This is a genomic window from Bradyrhizobium sp. UFLA05-112, from assembly GCF_053572325.1.
The window spans coordinates 1-15,625 of sequence record NZ_JBANBK010000130.1 but is presented as its reverse complement, the minus strand read 5'-3'; the positions used below and the strand labels follow the sequence as shown (position 1 = coordinate 15,625).

General features: G+C 64.2%; 17 protein-coding genes and 1 tRNA gene. 11 read left to right on the top strand and 7 right to left on the bottom strand.

All coding sequences use genetic code 11. From position 1 onward, the window contains the following. Nucleotides 1–71: 71 nt before the first annotated feature. From SO180_RS39715 to SO180_RS39695, 5 genes are all read right to left on the bottom strand, one after another. Entirely contained in the window at nt 72–539 is a 468-nt protein-coding gene (locus SO180_RS39715) for a hypothetical protein (protein WP_449384233.1), read from the bottom strand. 114 nt (nt 540–653) lie between these two features. Further along, entirely contained in the window at nt 654–1,046 is a 393-nt protein-coding gene (locus SO180_RS39710; protein ID WP_449384232.1) for an SRPBCC family protein, read from the bottom strand. 210 nt (nt 1,047–1,256) lie between these two features. Further along, nucleotides 1,257–1,616 (bottom strand): VOC family protein, encoded by a 360-nt coding sequence (locus SO180_RS39705; RefSeq protein ID WP_449384231.1) that lies wholly within the window; start codon nt 1,614–1,616, stop codon nt 1,257–1,259. A gap of 55 nt (nt 1,617–1,671) precedes the next feature. Then, nucleotides 1,672–2,511: a helix-turn-helix transcriptional regulator gene (locus tag SO180_RS39700; protein WP_449384230.1), complete on the bottom strand. Its 840-nt coding sequence runs from the start codon at nt 2,509–2,511 to the stop codon at nt 1,672–1,674. A 96-nt stretch (nt 2,512–2,607) separates the two neighbouring features. After that, nucleotides 2,608–3,180, bottom strand: a complete 573-nt coding sequence (locus tag SO180_RS39695) for a methylated-DNA--[protein]-cysteine S-methyltransferase (protein ID WP_449384229.1) — start codon at nt 3,178–3,180, stop codon at nt 2,608–2,610. Nucleotides 3,181–3,352: 172 nt separating this feature from the next. On the opposite strand from SO180_RS39695, the gene SO180_RS39690 reads away from it, so the two are divergent. Next, nucleotides 3,353–3,426, top strand: a tRNA-Gly gene (locus SO180_RS39690). A gap of 30 nt (nt 3,427–3,456) precedes the next feature. After that, nucleotides 3,457–3,720 (top strand): YbhB/YbcL family Raf kinase inhibitor-like protein, encoded by a 264-nt coding sequence (locus SO180_RS39685; protein WP_449384228.1) that lies wholly within the window; start codon nt 3,457–3,459, stop codon nt 3,718–3,720. A gap of 42 nt (nt 3,721–3,762) precedes the next feature. Here the strand turns inward: SO180_RS39685 and SO180_RS39680 are convergent, their stop codons facing one another. Then, nucleotides 3,763–4,755, bottom strand: a complete 993-nt coding sequence (locus SO180_RS39680) for an alpha/beta fold hydrolase (protein ID WP_449384227.1) — start codon at nt 4,753–4,755, stop codon at nt 3,763–3,765. Between the two features lie 174 nt (nt 4,756–4,929). Here SO180_RS39680 and SO180_RS39675 point away from each other — a divergent pair, with 174 nt between their 5' ends. The 9 genes from SO180_RS39675 to SO180_RS39635 all read left to right on the top strand — a co-directional run bounded on the left by SO180_RS39675 (nt 4,930) and on the right by SO180_RS39635 (nt 13,938). Beyond that, nucleotides 4,930–5,511 (top strand): helix-turn-helix domain-containing protein, encoded by a 582-nt coding sequence (locus SO180_RS39675; protein ID WP_449384226.1) that lies wholly within the window; start codon nt 4,930–4,932, stop codon nt 5,509–5,511. A 55-nt stretch (nt 5,512–5,566) separates the two neighbouring features. Next, nucleotides 5,567–6,031 (top strand): GNAT family N-acetyltransferase, encoded by a 465-nt coding sequence (locus SO180_RS39670; RefSeq protein ID WP_449384225.1) that lies wholly within the window; start codon nt 5,567–5,569, stop codon nt 6,029–6,031. Nucleotides 6,032–6,119: 88 nt separating this feature from the next. Then, entirely contained in the window at nt 6,120–7,172 is a 1,053-nt protein-coding gene (locus SO180_RS39665) for a LacI family DNA-binding transcriptional regulator (protein ID WP_449384224.1), read from the top strand. 181 nt (nt 7,173–7,353) lie between these two features. Further along, nucleotides 7,354–8,811, top strand: coding sequence for a xylulokinase (xylB, locus tag SO180_RS39660; protein WP_449384223.1), 1,458 nt, complete (start codon nt 7,354–7,356; stop codon nt 8,809–8,811). Continuing rightward, the gene (gene xylA, locus SO180_RS39655; RefSeq protein ID WP_449384222.1) at nt 8,808–10,130 is read left to right on the top strand and encodes a xylose isomerase; all 1,323 of its coding nucleotides are present in this window, start codon (nt 8,808–8,810) and stop codon (nt 10,128–10,130) included. Before xylB ends, xylA begins: the two co-directional genes overlap by 4 nt. Nucleotides 10,131–10,142: 12 nt before the next feature. Then, entirely contained in the window at nt 10,143–10,907 is a 765-nt protein-coding gene (locus tag SO180_RS39650; protein ID WP_449384221.1) for an ATP-binding cassette domain-containing protein, read from the top strand. Beyond that, nucleotides 10,907–11,977: an ABC transporter permease gene (locus SO180_RS39645; RefSeq protein ID WP_449384220.1), complete on the top strand. Its 1,071-nt coding sequence runs from the start codon at nt 10,907–10,909 to the stop codon at nt 11,975–11,977. Before SO180_RS39650 ends, SO180_RS39645 begins: the two co-directional genes overlap by 1 nt. 91 nt (nt 11,978–12,068) lie before the next feature. Then, a complete protein-coding gene (locus SO180_RS39640) occupies nt 12,069–13,001 on the top strand; it encodes a sugar-binding protein (RefSeq protein ID WP_449384219.1) in 933 nt (310 codons plus the stop codon). A gap of 94 nt (nt 13,002–13,095) precedes the next feature. Continuing rightward, the gene (locus SO180_RS39635) at nt 13,096–13,938 is read left to right on the top strand and encodes an amidohydrolase family protein (protein WP_449384234.1); all 843 of its coding nucleotides are present in this window, start codon (nt 13,096–13,098) and stop codon (nt 13,936–13,938) included. A gap of 131 nt (nt 13,939–14,069) precedes the next feature. Here the strand turns inward: SO180_RS39635 and SO180_RS39630 are convergent, their stop codons facing one another. Continuing rightward, on the bottom strand, nt 14,070–15,389 hold the full coding sequence (locus tag SO180_RS39630; protein WP_449384218.1) for a DUF1214 domain-containing protein: 1,320 nt from the start codon (nt 15,387–15,389) through the stop codon (nt 14,070–14,072). Nucleotides 15,390–15,625 lie beyond the last annotated feature (236 nt).

The following is a 15,625-nucleotide window of genomic DNA, read 5'->3' as shown; positions in this document are numbered from 1 at the left end:
ATCTCGCGTTGAATCTCCTTCAATATGCGATTCTCACCCAGCTTGGTCCGTGGATTTCTGACTCAGTAAGATTAGTGGCGCCTGTGACGGCGATGGCCGCCACCGCCGATATTCGCGAGCCGCATCAATTGCGGGATCATCGCCATCATGTCGCCGGCGCCCGAACCGCCGAGCATGCCCATGATGTCGCCGCCACCCATGCCCATGCCGCCTATGCCCATGCCGCCCATTGGCGCGTAGCCGCCGAAGCCGCTGCCGCCAAAACTGCCTCCGCCCATCATGCCGCCAAAACCGCCGCCGTTCTCCATCATGCGGCTCATCATCGGGCCCATGGTCTGCATCAGCATGGCGAAGCGACGCTTGCCCATCTTCGCCTTCATCATCTCCAGCATCGGTGCCATCTGGGTCATCATGTCCTGACCGCCGGCGCCTCCGCCGCCACCGAGACCTGCGAACTGCGCGCGGGCCGGCGTGCTCGTGATGGAAAACAGTAGCAGCACGGCGGCTGCCTGGCAGATGACCTTGTCAGCACCTCTCATTGCTAGCTCCCTGCATGCGTGGCGCCGCCGGGAGAGCGGAGCCAAACGGACGCATGGGGCCATTGTTAGAGCCGACGCGGCGAGGGCTCTGTGAAAATCGTCACAGAGGAACCGCTAGCCCTGGAATGCTCTATGCATGGCGTGCACGGCCTCTTTCGTCTGTCCCTGGACGTAGGGCGCGAGCTCGTTCGGCAGCATGTCGATGATCCAGACCAGCCGGCATTTTGCGTCACCCTCGGCGATCACCTGCACCGAGGCGCTGTAGTGCTTCAGCCGCTCGTTGCTGATCGCATAGACCAGCCGCTGCCGCGCCTCATCACAATCGACCAGCACCTCGCGCGCGACCGAGCCATTGGAGAAAGTGACGATGCGTGCATCGCCATCGAGCCGGCACGCCGTGACGAAGCCCGGCACGAGACGCGCGTGCACGGCACCGAAATCGCGCACCGCGTCCCACACTTTGTGGGCGGGAGCGTTGAGAGGCACGTCGTTGTGGATGGAGGCCATGGGTGAGTCCTTTTGATTAGGAAAGACGAGCCATAAGGCCGTCATCGCAATGACGCGCCTTGGGCACGCGCATGCTGTACTCTCAGGTGTCATCGCCCGACTTGATCGGGCGATCCAGTATTCCAGAGACGGGCATCGAGAAGTCGCGGCGTACTGGATGCCCCGGTCAAGCCGGAGCATGACAGTGTGTGTGGCGCGTTGGTTGCCTCCTCACGTACACACCGCCTCGACATTGTTGCCGTCAGGGTCGATCAAGAACGCCGCGTAGTAGGTCGGGCCGTAGTCCTTTCGCGGCCCGGCGCCACCATTGTCGCGGCCGCCGGATTTCAGGCCTTCGCTGTGGAATTTCTTCACGGCGTCGTGGTCTTTCGCCCGAAACGCAATGTGGGCGCCGTCGGCCTTGCGTCCCTTGTTCAGATGCAGCCAGAGCGCCGGCTCGCCCTTGGGCCCGAAGCCGGCATAACCGTCGCCGCTCGAGCACAGGACAAAGCCGAGGGGGCTGAGCGCCGCGGTATAGAACCGCGTGCTGGCATCGAGATCGGCAACGCGCAATCCGATGTGGTCATACATGATCGTCTCCATTCCAAATACGCACGCGTGGCGGCGCTGTCGGAGACGACCCTACTCAGTTGAGGGCGAGCTGCTCTTGGAAAATCTTGCGCATCCCGCGCGAGGCCTGGCGAAACTTCGTCGGCGATACGCCGGCGGCGCGGTGGAAGGTGCGGATGAAGTTGGAGAGATCGCCAAAGCCAACGTCATAGGCGATGTCGGTGACCGCGATGTCATCATCGCTCAGGAGGCGTGCGGCGTGCCGCAGCCGCGAGCGCACGAGATATTGATGCGGGGTGACGCCGAGCACGTCCCTGAACAGGCGCAGGAAGTGGAACGGGCTAAGACCAGCCTGCCGCGCGGCGTCGTCGAGGTCGATATCCTCGCCTGAATTCTCGTCGATCCACAGCGCACTCTCCACCGCGCGGCGGCGGTCACGCGCCGTCGGGACGACCTGTTTGTGCGGCTTGCCCGATACCACCTCGACGAAGCGGCCCGCAAAGATCTGGCCGATCTCGTCGATGCCAAGGTCGCTGTTGCCATCTGCCGCCGTCTGGGCCAGCTCGCCCAGCACCATCAGCTCGGGCAGCGGCGGTGCGGCGCCGACCTGCCACACCTCGCGCCGTCCGCCTATCGCTTCGACGAGACCGTCACCGATGAAGAACGACAGGCACTCGTCGCCGCTGACATGCTCGTGCGTGCAGGTGTATTCCTCGCCGGGATGGCCGACCAGCACCGAGCCCGCCACCAGCTCGAAGAAGCCGGCCCGGCAATGGCAGCCGAAGCTGCCTTTGCGGACATAGGCGAGCGAATGGCCGGTGCGGTATTCAGCAAACGGCTTGTCGTCCGGTCCCGCATCGCAGCGAAACCGCGACACCGTCATCGAAGGCGTCGTCTTCAGCGTGGTCGCTTCCATCCAACCTATCTAGGCATGATCCGGAAAGTGTGTAGCGGTTTTCCGATAAGATCTTGCCCCAAAAAGAAAACTAAAAGCGCGATCACAATCGCGCTTTTAGCTGACCCGCGGCGGAGCAACGGGCAGCAGGACCTCGAACAGCGTCTTGCTGGCGGTTGGATGGGCGCCTTCGAGCGAGAGCAGCCGGCGTTTTGAGATCACCCCGCCGTAAGGCGAGATTCGGTCGGCGTGGTTCCCGACCTCGAGCACGCGGTGGCACGGCACGATGATCATGAAGGGGTTTTTGCCGATCGCCTGCGCTACCGAATGCGACGCGCCGGACGCGCCCAGCGCCTTGGCGATCTCGCCATAGGTGCGGGTCTCCCCACGCGGGATTGCGCGCGCGAAGTCATAGACGCGCCGGTTGAAGGGCGGCACGCCGCTCATGTCGAGACTGATGGGGAGATCGGCGACATCGCCATGCAGGAACGCCGCAACAGCCTCGATCGCAAGCTCAGTGCTTTCAGTCGGCCGCTGCTCACGCGCCTCCGGATGGGCCTGGAAAATCCGGCGGCGGGTGTCGATCTCCCGCACATCAGGCAATTGCACGGCAACGATCCCGACCTGGCTCCAGACTATGCCGCAGCGGCCAATCGCCGTGTCAAATATCGCGTATGAACGCCCCACCATGTGCACGCCCCACTCATGCACGCCTTAGCCCGGACGGGGATCATAACACCGCCACAATCCAGCGCACCTGGATTCTTGCCAGGACGTTAAGAAGCGTGAGGGCAGAGGCGCCAAAGCGCTTGGCGCGAGACGCCGTCTCGGCTAATCAGGAGGGCGCAGACCATGCGTCTCCGCGGGCGTAGTTCAATGGTAGAACGGCAGCTTCCCAAGCTGCATACGAGGGTTCGATTCCCTTCGCCCGCTCCATGCTCTGAAATTTCAATTCCCGTAGCCCGGATGGAGCGAAGCGCAATCCGGGGCTATCACCGAACGAGCAAAACCCTGGATTTCGCTCCGCTCCTTGCGGAATACGATAGCTATGGCGGTCCATGTCCGCCGCCGGGCAGCAAGCCGCATCGTTATCAGATCACGGTGTTTGCCCTCGATGTCGAGCGATTGCCGAAAGCGACGGACGCCTCGGCATCGCCCGTGCAGATCGAGTCCGATATCCGCGCGCGCACACTCGCCAAGGTGACCCTCACCGGCCGCTATGGGCGCTGATGCGATCCAGCTATCGCCGGTCCGGCGCGCAACGGCCGCGCGTCAGCTCGGCAGGCTGCGCAAGAACCCGATCATCGCCGCATTCACCTCGTCCGGCCGTTCCTGCTGGGTCCAGTGGCCGCAGCCGGGCAGCATCTGGATGTCGCGGAGCAGCGGCACCGATTGTTTCATGTTGGCGAGATGCTCGGCGGCTCCGGGGAAGGCGATCACCATGTCGTGGTCGCCGGCCATGAAGAGCGTTGGCACGGTGACCTTCACGCCTTCGAAGGCGGCCATCAGCTCCCAGTTGCGGTCGACGTTGCGATAGTAATTGAGGGGGCCACGAAATCCGCTGCGGGCGAACTCGGCCGCATAGAAATCGAGGTCGCCCGCGCTGAGCCATGACGGCAGCGGCACCGGGACGCTCGGCAATAGGCCGCCTGCGCGCGACACCATGCCGACGCCGACGGTCTTGCCGGCGCTCGCTGCCCTGGCGCGGATCGCGGCGGCGCCTTCGCCCGATGCGCCATAGAGCATCGCACCGAGCGTTTTCCGCGGATCCCGTTCGAATTCCGCCTCGGCGACGCCGGGCTCCTGGAAATACAGTTGATAGAACTGCGCCTCCGCCGTCTGCGGCATCAGGCTTGTCGGCGGCGCCGGACTGCGCGGGCGGAACGGCACGCTGAGAATGGCGGCTGCACGGAAACGATCCGGCCGCAGGCGCGCGGTGTGCCAGGCAATCGTCGCACCCCAATCGTGCCCGACGATCACGGCCGTGGGTGCTTCAAGCACATCCAGCAATCCGACGAGGTCGCCGACGAGATGGAAGATCGTGTACTGATCGATCGCCTCCGGTCGGTCACTCTTGCCGTAGCCGCGCATGTCGGGCGCGACGGCATGGAAGCCGGCGGCGGCCAATGCCGCGAGTTGGTGGCGCCAGGAGTACCAGCTCTCCGGAAAGCCGTGGCAGAGCAGGACGAGCGGCCCTTCGCCCTGTTCGGCGACATTGAGATTGATGCCTTTGGTCCTGATCATCCGCTGCGTTGGCTGGCTCATGTCATTGCCTCCCACGGGTGCTCGGTCGACCGATACATCCTAGCCGGGCGTTCGGGGCCGGCCAAGATTCTAATATATTGGTCTCTCGATCCCGGCGTTCGCCGCGCGCCGCGCTAAGCTCCCCCTTGCCTTGGGGGTGCGGTCCGTTGCCAGGCAATATTCGGATGAGGAGCCATGGACCAGCAGAAGCTCGACCGCGCGATCGGTCGCCGATTGAAGACATTGAGGACGCAAGCCGGCCTGACCCTGAACGAACTCGCCGCGCGCTCCGGCGTCAGCCGCGCGATGATCGGGCGGGTCGAGCGTGCGCAGAGCAGCGCCACGGCGGGGCTGCTCAACAAGCTCTGCGCCGCCCTCGATGTCTCCTTGAGCGACGTCGTCGCACTCGCGGAGAAGCCGCCGGAGCGGCTGGTGCGGCTCGCCGACCAGCCGCAATGGCGCGATCCCGAGAGCGGCTATCGCCGCCGTCACGCCTCGCCGGCTGATGCTGCCTCCGGCATCGAGACTATCGTCGTCGACCTTCCGGCCGGCGCGCGCGTGTCCTACAGCCCGTGGGGCCGTAACGCCTTCACGCAGCAGCTCCTGATGCTGGAGGGGGCGATCTGCGTCCATATCGACGCCAAAGCGTTGCGGCTGCGCGAGGGCGATTGCCTCGACTTCGACGTCATGCGCGCGGTGACATTCGAGAATGAAAGCCGGCAGGATGCGCGCTACGTCATCGTCGTCCGGCGCGGCACAAGCTACGGAAAAACCTGATGCCGCTGCGTGTTCATGCTGAAGCGTGGCCAGACCGTCAAAAAAGAGAAGTGACATGCAGATCCGTACCGGCGACACCAATGATCCGCGCGTCATCGCGCTGCTCGACTATCACAGGACCAGCGCGGCGGCGCAGACGGCGCCGGGCAGTGCGCATGCGCTCGATCTGTCCGGCCTGCGTGCGCCGGACGTCGCGTTCTGGACCGGCTGGGATGATGAGACGCTGGTCGCCACCGGCGCACTGAAGACGCTCGCGGCCGATCATGGCGAGGTGAAGTCGATGCATACGCTCCAGACCGCGCGCCGGCGCGGTTTTGGCGCACTCATGCTCAGCCATATCATCGCCGAGGCGCGCTCCCGCGGTATGGCACGGCTGAGCCTCGAAACCGGGTCGTGGGATTATTTCAAGCCCGCACACGCGCTCTACCGTGCCCACGGCTTCGTCGATTGCGGTCCGTTCGAAGGCTATGTCACGGATCGCAACAGCCTGTTCCTGACGCTCGACCTGACCGGACGCTGAGCCGCGGCGCGGGCGGAAGCTGGCCGTCCCCAGTCTGCCCCTCAAAATGAGTTGCGTACCTCAGAAAACCTCTGCTAGCCTTCAGCTCATGAAGCAGGACGCGCCCGCCGCGCTGACATTGAGGGACATCGCCCGCCAGGCTGGCGTCAGCCTCGCCACGGTCGATCGCGTCCTGCACAACCGGCCCGGCGTGCGGCCGGATACGGTCCGGCGCGTCAAGGAGGCGATCGAGCGCAATTCCTTCCAGCCGCATGTGGCCGCGGCCGAGCTCGCCCGGGGCCGAGCCCGGCGCTTCGCCTTCGTGATGCCGTCGGGGCCGAACCTGTTCATGCAGCAGATCCAGTCCTATCTCGGCGAGATGACGGCCTGGCTCTCGGCGCGCCGTCTGGCAGTCGAGATGGTCGCGACCGACGTGTTCGACGCCTCCGTGCTTGCATCTTCGCTCGAGGCTCTCGTCGGCACCTATGACGGCATCGCCGTGGTGGCGCTCGATCATCCCGGCGTGCGAGCAGCGATCAACGATCTCGTCGATGGCGGCGCCAAGGTGGTGACGCTGGTCTCCGACGTGCCGTCGTCGCGGCGCCACCACTATGTCGGCATCGATAACATCGCCGCCGGGCGCACCGCGGGCGCGCTGGTCGGCCGGCTCGTGGGCCCAAGATCCGATTTAAGCTCCGGCAAGGTCGCGATCGTCGCGGGCTCACAGGGCCTGCGCGACCACGCCGAGCGCATCTTCGGCTTCAACCAGGTGATAGCCTCGGAGTTTGTAGAGCTAAGTGTGCTGCCGGTGCTGGAGGGGCGCGACGAGGATGAGCGCTCCTGGCAGCTATTGGCGCGGCTGCTTGCCAAACATCCTGATATCGTCGGCCTCTATAATGTCGGCGCCGGCACGCAAGGCGTTGCCAGGGCGCTGATTGAGTCCGGCCGCGACAAGCAGATCGTGTTCGTCGGGCACGACGTCACGGTCCTGACGCGCAAGCTGCTGCTACAGGGCGTGATGGATGCTGCGATCTCGCAGAACCCCGGGCACGAGGCGCGCGCCGCCGTGCGCGTGCTGCTGGCGTTGGCGCGCGGCGAGCCGATCTTGAGCGAACAGGAGAAGATCCGCATCGACATCGTGATGCGGGACAATTTGCCCTAAAGCATGATCCGGAAAAGTGTGAAGCGGTTTTCCGAAAGATCATGCGCAAACGACAACTAAAGCGCGATGACGATTCATCCTAATCTCATCGCGCTTTAGCCGGCAGGACGGATGTGAGAGGACGGCCCGTGCGGGACAGGCGACAGAGATCGCCAGCCGGGCAGGAGAGGGAGGACGAGACGTGTTTCTCGGAATCGACATCGGCACGTCCGGTGTGAAAGCGGTGCTCGTGAGCGAAGCCGGCGCGATCGTCGCGACGGCCGCGCGCGAGCTTGCGCTGTCGCATCCCGCGCCGCTGTGGTCCGAGCAGGATCCGGACGCGTGGGTCGAGGCCGCGATCGGCGCGGTCGACGATCTCGCCGCCAGCTACCGCAGCGAGGTCGCGCAGGTGCGCGGCATCGGTCTCTCAGGCCAGATGCATGGGGCGACGCTGCTCGGCGATGACGGCCGCCCACTGCGCCCGGCCATACTCTGGAACGACGGCCGCTCGCATGCCGAATGCGCCAAGCTGGAGCGGCGCTGCCCGTCGCTGCATGCGATCGCAGGCAATCTGGCGATGCCCGGCTTCACCGCGCCAAAACTCTTGTGGGTCGCTGGACACGAGCCCGAGATCTTCAGGCGCGTCGCAAAAGTGCTGCTGCCGAAGGCCTATGTGCGCTACCGCCTGACCAGTGAGATGGTCGAGGACATGTCGGATGCCGCCGGCACGCTGTGGCTCGATGTCGGCCAGCGCCGCTGGTCCCCACTTCTGCTGCACGCCACGGGCCTCGATCTGCATCACATGCCGCGCCTTGTCGAAGGCAGCGAGGTCAGTGCGGTGCTCGCGCCGGAATATGCAACGCGCTGGGGCATGGCGAAGAATGTGGTGGTCGCAGGCGGCGCCGGCGATAACGCGGCGAGCGCGATCGGGCTCGGCGCGATCGCGCCCGGCGATGCCTTCCTGTCGCTCGGCACCTCCGGCGTCATCTTCCGTGTCACCGACCGGTTTGCGCCGGCGCCGGCCTCCGCCGTGCACGCGTTCTGCCACGCGCTTCCCGGCCTCTGGCACCAGATGGGCGTGATGCTCTCGGCCGCCGCCTCGCTCGCCTGGCTCTCGAACGTGATGGCGACGCCGGCGGCGGCGCTGCTCGCGCCGCTCGACGAGAGCGTCGACGGGCCGAGCCCGATCAAGTTCCTGCCCTACCTCGATGGCGAGCGCACGCCGCACAATGATGCTGCGGCGAGCGGCGCCTTCGTGGGCCTGCGCGGCGCGTGCGGACGGGATCAGATCGTTCAGGCCGTGCTCGAAGGCGTCGCCTTCGCCGCGCGCGACAATCTCGCCGCGCTCGGCAGTGCGAGCTCGGTGATTTCGGAGGTCGATCTCGTCGGCGGCGGATCGCGCTCGGCATTGTGGGCGCAGATCTGCGCCGACGTGCTCGGCATTCCCGTCCACCGCGTCGAGGAAGGCGAGGTCGGTGCTGCACTCGGCGCGGCGCGGCTCGGCAGCCTTGCCGCCACCGGCGAAGAGCCCGCGCAAGTCTGCACCCGTCCGCGGCGCCTCGCGACCTACACGCCGCGCGCGTCGACTGCTGCCGCCTATGACGACGCCTATCATCAGTGGCGAAAACTGTATCCCGCGCTGAAGGAGCTCTCCCTGTGAACGCATCTGCAAATTTCTTCGGTGCGACCGCGCCGGTCGCCTATGGCGGCACGAACGCCAAGAGCCCGCTCGCGTTCCGCTGGTACGACAAGGACCGCATCGTCCACGGCCGCAGGCTGGAGGACCATTTGCGCTTTGCCGTCTGCTACTGGCATTCGTTCTGCTGGCCGGGCGGCGATCCCTTCGGCGGCGAGACGTTCTTGCGGCCATGGCATCACGGGAGCGATGCCATGGCGATGGCGCGCGCCAAGGCCGATACCGCCTTCGAGCTGTTTCGTCTGCTGGATGTGCCCTTCTTCACCTTCCACGATGTCGATGCGGCGCCGGAAGGAGCCTCGCTCGCCGAGTCCGTCGCGAACCTCAATGCGATTGCGGACCTGTTCGAACAGAAGATGGCTTCCGCCAAGGTGCGCCTGCTCTGGGGCACGGCCAATCTGTTCACGCACCGCCGCTACATGGCAGGCGCCGCGACCAATCCGGATCCCGAGGTCTTCACCTATGCCGCCGGACAAGTGCGCGCCGCGCTCGAGGTCACGCACCGGCTCGGCGGCCAGAATTACGTGCTGTGGGGAGGGCGCGAGGGCTACGAGACGCTGCTCAACACCGATATCGGACGCGAGCTCGACCAGCTCGGCCGCTTCGTCTCCCTGGTCGTCGAGCACAAGCACAAGATCGGCTTCAAGGGCCCGATCCTGATCGAGCCCAAGCCGAAGGAGCCGACCAAGCACCAATACGATTTCGACGTCGCCACCTGCTACGGCTTCCTCCAGCGCTATGACCTGCTCCAGGACGTCAAGCTCAACATCGAGCAGAACCACGCCATCCTCGCCGGCCATTCGTTCCAGCACGAGGTCGCGCTCGCCGAAGCCCTTGGCGTGTTCGGTTCGCTCGACATCAACCGCGGCGACGATCTGCTTGGCTGGGACACCGACCAGTTCGCGATGAACGTGGGCGAGCTGGCGCTGGTGTTCCACGAGATGCTGAACCGCGGCGGCTTCACCACGGGCGGTCTCAATTTCGACGCCAAGATCAGGCGGCAATCCATCGACCCAGACGATCTGATCCACGCCCATGTCGGCTCGATGGATGCCTGCGCGCGGGCCTTTCTCGCGGCGGCCGACATGCTAGATGCGAGCGCGCTCACGGTGCCGCTCGCCGAGCGCTACCAGGGCTGGGCCGGAGCTGAGGGCCGCGCCATCCTTGCCGGCCAGCGTTCGCTCGCCGATCTCGCCGATCGCGCGCTCGCCCCCGGCTTCGATCCGCAGCCGCGGTCGGGCCGTCAGGAATATCTGGAATCCCTGGTCAACCGGTACGTCTGAGCGAGGCTGCTGATGACAAGCGTTGAAGCAACACGGCAGCCGGTCCTCGAACTGACCGGGATCGGCAAGGAGTTCGGTGCCATCCGCGCGCTGCACGACGTCGAGATGAAGGTCTATCCGGGCGAGGTGGTCGGCCTGATGGGCGACAACGGCGCCGGCAAGTCGACGCTGGTGAAAATCATCGCCGGCAATTTCCGTCCCAGCCACGGCGAGATCCGCTTCGACGGCAATGCGGTGCATTTCTATCGGCCGATCGACGCCCGCGCCGTCGGCATCGAGGTGGTCTACCAGGACCTCGCGCTCGCCGACAATCTGACCGCGGCCGCGAACGTCTTTCTCGGCCGCGAGCTCAAGCGCAAATTCGGCCCCATCTCGCTGCTCGACCACAAGGCAATGGCGGCGCGCGCGCTGGACTTGTTCGGCGAGTTGCGCTCGGAGACGCGGCCGCATGATCTCGTCAAGCAGATGTCAGGCGGCCAGCGCCAGGCGGTCGCGATCGCGCGGACGCGACTGTCCAATGCAAAGCTGGTGATGATGGACGAGCCGACCGCCGCGATCTCGGTGCGCCAGGTCGAGCAGGTGCTGAGCCTGATCCACCGCCTGAAGGAACAAGGCGTCGCCGTGATGCTGATCTCCCACCGCATGCCCGACGTGTTCGCGGTCTGCGACCGCGTCGTCGTCATGCGCCGTGGCGAGAAGCGTGCGGACAAGGCGATCCACGATACCAGTCCCGAGGAAGTCACCGCCCTCATCACCGGCGCGAAGGAGGCGGCGTAATGGCCATCCAGATCGAATCCCCGATCACCTTCACCAATGTCGGCAAGTCCAGATGGTGGCAGCGCGGTCTGTTTGCGACGCAGACGGGCTACGTCCTGCTCGCGCTCCTGGTGCTGCTCGCCATCATGCATTTCGCCAGCCCCTATTTCTTCACCGAGGGCAACATGCAGAATGTGGCGAAGAACTTCTCCTTCATCGCCATCGCGACCCTCGGAATCACCTTCGTCATCATCACCGGGGGTATCGACCTCTCGGTCGGCTCGATGATGTGCTTTTCCGCGATGATCACTTCCATGGTCATGACGGAGCTGTCGGCGCCGGGATCGATGTTCGTCCACCTGGCCGCGGACGGCAAGACGGTGCTTGCCAACGTGCCGGGGTTGATCCTCGTGATCTCCGTGTTGGCGGGGCTGGCCGTTGCGCTGGTCGTCGGGCTCATCAACGGCTTCTGCATCGCGACGCTGGGGCTGTCGCCGTTCGTCACGACGCTCGGCATGCTCTCGATCGTGCGTGGTCTCGCCTATGTCGTCTCCAACGGCCGCGGCAGCTTTCCGGGCGGCCCGGACGCCGACTATTTCTACGCGCTCACCTCGGGCGACCTGTTCGGCGTGCCCGCGCCGTTCATTTACCTCGTGATCCTCGCTCTCGTTATGGCGGTGGTGCTGCACCACACCACCTTCGGTCGTCACGTCTTCGCGCTCGGCGGCAACGAGAAGGCGGCCGAATTGACCGGCATCTCGGTCGTACGCGTGAAGATCGAGGTCTACGTGATCTGCGCGCTCGCCGCAGGGCTTCAGGGCATCATCATCTCCGGCTGGCTTGGATCGGCGCCGGCGAACATGGCGACGTCCTACGAGCTCAATGTGATCGCGGCCGCCGTCATCGGGGGTGCCAATCTCGCCGGCGGCATCGGCGGTCCGTTAGGGGCCATCGTCGGCTGCGTGCTGCTCGAGGTGATCCGCAACGGACTCGTGCTCGCGCAGGTCAACTCCTACTGGCAGCAGACGCTGGTCGGCGTGATCATCATCCTGGCCGTGCTGGTGGACCGCATCCGCTCGCGCATGGCCTGAGAAGAGTTACTCCGGGAGGGCAACGAATGCATCGTCTATCCGCCTTCCGGAGTTTTCAAAAGGATAGGCATAAAAGTGTGGAGGGAACGTAATGAGAAAGCTACTACTCGCCGGCATGGCCATCGCGATGATGGCGACCCCGGCGTTTGCCCAGACCTACAAGTTCGCGGTCGTGCCCAAGGCGATGAACAATCCGTTCTTCGACGTCGCCCGCGACGGCTGCATGAAGCGCGCCAAGGAGCTCGGCAACGTCGAATGCATCTACAAGGGGCCGATCGAGCACGAGCCGGCGACGCAGGCGCAGATCATCCAGGACTTCATCACCCAGAAGGTGGACGGGTTGGCGATCTCGGTTGCCGACGTCGCGGCGATGACCAAGTCGATCGAGGCCGCGGCTGCGGCCGGCATTCCCGTCATCACCTTTGACGCGGATGCGCCGGGCTCCAAGCGCATCGCCTATATCGGCACCAACAACAAGGACTTCGGCCTGGCGCTCGGCAAGCAATTGCTCCAGCTCCGACCCGAGGGCGGCAAATATGCCATGGTCTCCGGCGGTCCGGGCGCGAAGAACCTGGCCGAGCGCGTCGATGGCGTCCGCGAGGCGCTCAAGGGCTCCAAATGGGTCGAGGTCGCGGGCTCGCCGACCTTCTGCAACGACGACTCCACGCTGGCGGTCCAGCAGATGGCCGATCTGCGCACCGCGACGCCCGACCTCGCCGCGATCGTGCCGGTCGGCGGCTGGCCGATGTTCGCGCCGGAAGGCTTCAAGGCTTTCGTCAACAAGAACAAGAAGGACATCGATGCCGGCAAGCTGACGCTGGTCGTCGCCGATACGCTCAAGATGCAGCTTGAGCTCCTGCGCGACGGCTATTCCAACGCGCTCACCGGCCAGCGCCCGTTCGAGATGGGCGAGAAGTCCATGGACACGCTGCTTGCCATCAAGAAGGGCCAGAAGGTGCCGGAGATCGTCTACACCGGTCTCGATCTTGTGACGAAGGATAACGTCGCGCAGATGTTGAAGTAGGAACGTTCGCCAGCCCCGGCGTTCCCGCGCTTCTCTCCCGCCCGCGTCCACGCAGGCGGGAGAGGCTACGGCAATGATGGGTGGAGGATGAATGATGGCGATCGACGGGCATCAGCATTTCTGGGACCCCGCGCGGGCCGACTATCCCTGGATGGCGGCGGCCGAGCTCGCACCGATCCGCCGCGCCTTCGGCCCCACCGATCTCGCGCCGCTCCTGAAACAGAATGGCATCGATGCGAGCATTTTGGTGCAGTGCCGCTCTTCCGTCGCGGAGACCGAGGAGTTTTTGCACATCGCCGCCGCGACGTCTTTCGTCGCTGGCGTCGTCGGCTGGGTCGATCTGACCGACGCGGCGGTCGGCGCAACGCTCGACCGGCTGCGCGCCGCGCCGGCGGGCGACAGGCTGGTCGGCATTCGCCACCAGGTCCATGACGAGTCCGATCCCGACTGGCTGCTGCGCGAGGACGCGCAGCGAGGTCTTGCGGCGGTATTCGCGCGTGATCTCACCTACGATCTCCTGGTTCGCACCCGTGAGCTGCCGGCCGCAATCGCGACGGCGCAGGCGTTTCCGCAAGCGCGTTTCGTGCTCGACCATGCTGCCAAGCCGCCGATCGCTGAAGGTTTCAGCCGCGACTGGGCCGACCGCATCGCTGCGCTCGCGGACTGCGGCAATGTCTGGTGCAAGATCTCCGGCCTTGCGACGGAGGCCCGTTGGAACGACTGGGACGCAGAGCGACTTTTTCCTTACGTCGAGCACGCCGCCAAATGCTTCGGCGAGGATCGGCTGATCTTCGGCTCGGACTGGCCCGTGTGCCTGCTCGCGGGAAGCTATGGCGAGATCAAGAACGCGCTCGATGATTGCCTGACGAAGCTGGGCGGGCAGGTGAGAGAGAAGGCGTTCGGAGCGAATGCGCAGCGGGCGTATAGCCTGGCCTGACTGACTTAAATAACGGCGCAAGCGCTCTGGCCCTGTGCTCTCGGCGCGCTGCGCGGCCTTCCTGCGCCCTGCCCCGACGCCTTTCGAGGTCGAGCCAATGCGTGCGATCGATCGACGTATTCTTGTGCTTTCTAATTGGAGGCTTTGATCATCGGCGGCGGAAAGTAGGTCCCGTTCGCTACTCCATCAATCGGACCATAAAATCGGAACGTCAGCCGGTACACCAACCCCTTCGGCGTTGGAAGCCAATTTCCGTCAGGCGCATTTGTTGGCTTTTCGTCAGCGAAGTACAGGGTAAGTGAGCCGTCGCTGTTGTACTGCGGTTTGGTCTCTCGGTTGAGCAGGTATCGTTTCGTGGGGTTTGGCAGAACTCGAAAGTGAGTAGTGTCTACTGCAATGACCGACCAGAAGTATTTTGCGAAGGACTGCGGAAGCTGATCCTTCGAAAATGTGAGCGTGTAGGAATTATCGCCAGAGAGCTTAACGCCTGCGGCGTCGGTGCTGACGCGATAATAAAGCACTTCGGGCATAGTGTTTGCCCAGATGCCGCCGTAGGTTATTAGCGTGCGCGCAATATAGTCGGTGTTGTAGTTTCCGACCACGGCCGGTCGTGCCCAACCATTCTGGATGACGCCATGTCCGATGGGTGGACCGTACTTCGCGAACTCTGCGTAGGCTTGCTCGCGAACCACTTTCGCCATGCGCTCGCGCTCGGCGGGCTCTTTGATGGCTTGCTGGATGATGCGGGCATTTGCTGCGTAACGCTCCAGACCGGGATTGAGGTCGGGCTCGCTGTCCAGTGCAGCATCGGCAAAGTCGAAGGCTTCGACGCCCGGCAGCCTTTCGAGGTCAAATACCGGAGTTTTCGGTATCTCGGGTAGCTTCGGCGAGCCAGAGGCTCGGAAATTAAACTGTAGCTGTAGTCGGACGGCCTCGCTCCAATCGTCTCCCAATTCTACGCGCAGCAATACGCGCGAATACCTCACCGGCAGGTCAATCCGCTTCACTTGCGGGGAAAGCTCGACTTTCGATCCCCTCAAACAGATCGCGAATTCGCCGTCAGGCTTATTCGGAAAGAGGCGTTCATTGATATTGGCGAGAGTTTCGTCCCATCCGTTTAGGAATTGGACCGTGTAGTACCGTCCCACAATCTTAGGCACGGTCACAATCGTGCAGCTATTCTCGGCGGTCGCTACCCAAGCTTCCGAGTACGCCACATCGAGATTTGGATTTGGCCAATCCACCGAGCCGGGCTTTCGGTGCACCAGTTCGTTCCACTTGAAACCTTCCTGAAAGTCGAGTTGCTGCTGTCGCAATACTAAGAGGCGGGTGAAAAGATACACCCAAGCATCGGCGACATCCTGATCCGATACGCGGCTCTGTGCAAAAGTCTGATAGGGCTGGACCAAGCAACAGGCCAAAATCGCGAACACCGAGAGAAGCTTTCGCATCGGTGCCACCCTCTAGGTCTTGTGGAACGTTAGGTTAAGCCGACAACTGAAAGATAACAAATTTCGCCTCTGGGCCAAAGTGGTTGCAGTTACAGGGAGGCGATGCGTCCTACTCAATGTCCGCTGTGCCCCAATTCGGCATCGCTGCGAAATGACGGCGATGGGCCGATTCCGTTGAAAAAGGGCGGCAGTAATCCGATGTATTGGCGTCAGCGGCGATGCGGCCGAGCGGCTGT

Excerpts from the sequence above, each read along its gene's own strand:
- SO180_RS39715 (WP_449384233.1), bottom strand. The coding sequence starts at position 539 with ATGAGAGGTGCTGACAAGGTCATCTGCCAGGCAGCCGCCGTGCTGCTA.
- SO180_RS39710 (WP_449384232.1), bottom strand. The coding sequence starts at position 1,046 with ATGGCCTCCATCCACAACGACGTGCCTCTCAACGCTCCCGCCCACAAA.
- SO180_RS39705 (WP_449384231.1), bottom strand. The coding sequence starts at position 1,616 with ATGTATGACCACATCGGATTGCGCGTTGCCGATCTCGATGCCAGCACG.
- SO180_RS39700 (WP_449384230.1), bottom strand. The coding sequence starts at position 2,511 with ATGGAAGCGACCACGCTGAAGACGACGCCTTCGATGACGGTGTCGCGG.
- SO180_RS39695 (WP_449384229.1), bottom strand. The coding sequence starts at position 3,180 with ATGGTGGGGCGTTCATACGCGATATTTGACACGGCGATTGGCCGCTGC.
- SO180_RS39685 (WP_449384228.1), top strand. The coding sequence starts at position 3,457 with ATGGAGCGAAGCGCAATCCGGGGCTATCACCGAACGAGCAAAACCCTG.
- SO180_RS39680 (WP_449384227.1), bottom strand. The coding sequence starts at position 4,755 with ATGAGCCAGCCAACGCAGCGGATGATCAGGACCAAAGGCATCAATCTC.
- SO180_RS39675 (WP_449384226.1), top strand. The coding sequence starts at position 4,930 with ATGGACCAGCAGAAGCTCGACCGCGCGATCGGTCGCCGATTGAAGACA.
- SO180_RS39670 (WP_449384225.1), top strand. The coding sequence starts at position 5,567 with ATGCAGATCCGTACCGGCGACACCAATGATCCGCGCGTCATCGCGCTG.
- SO180_RS39665 (WP_449384224.1), top strand. The coding sequence starts at position 6,120 with ATGAAGCAGGACGCGCCCGCCGCGCTGACATTGAGGGACATCGCCCGC.
- SO180_RS39650 (WP_449384221.1), top strand. The coding sequence starts at position 10,143 with ATGACAAGCGTTGAAGCAACACGGCAGCCGGTCCTCGAACTGACCGGG.
- SO180_RS39645 (WP_449384220.1), top strand. The coding sequence starts at position 10,907 with ATGGCCATCCAGATCGAATCCCCGATCACCTTCACCAATGTCGGCAAG.
- SO180_RS39640 (WP_449384219.1), top strand. The coding sequence starts at position 12,069 with ATGAGAAAGCTACTACTCGCCGGCATGGCCATCGCGATGATGGCGACC.
- SO180_RS39635 (WP_449384234.1), top strand. The coding sequence starts at position 13,096 with ATGGCGATCGACGGGCATCAGCATTTCTGGGACCCCGCGCGGGCCGAC.
- SO180_RS39630 (WP_449384218.1), bottom strand. The coding sequence starts at position 15,389 with ATGCGAAAGCTTCTCTCGGTGTTCGCGATTTTGGCCTGTTGCTTGGTC.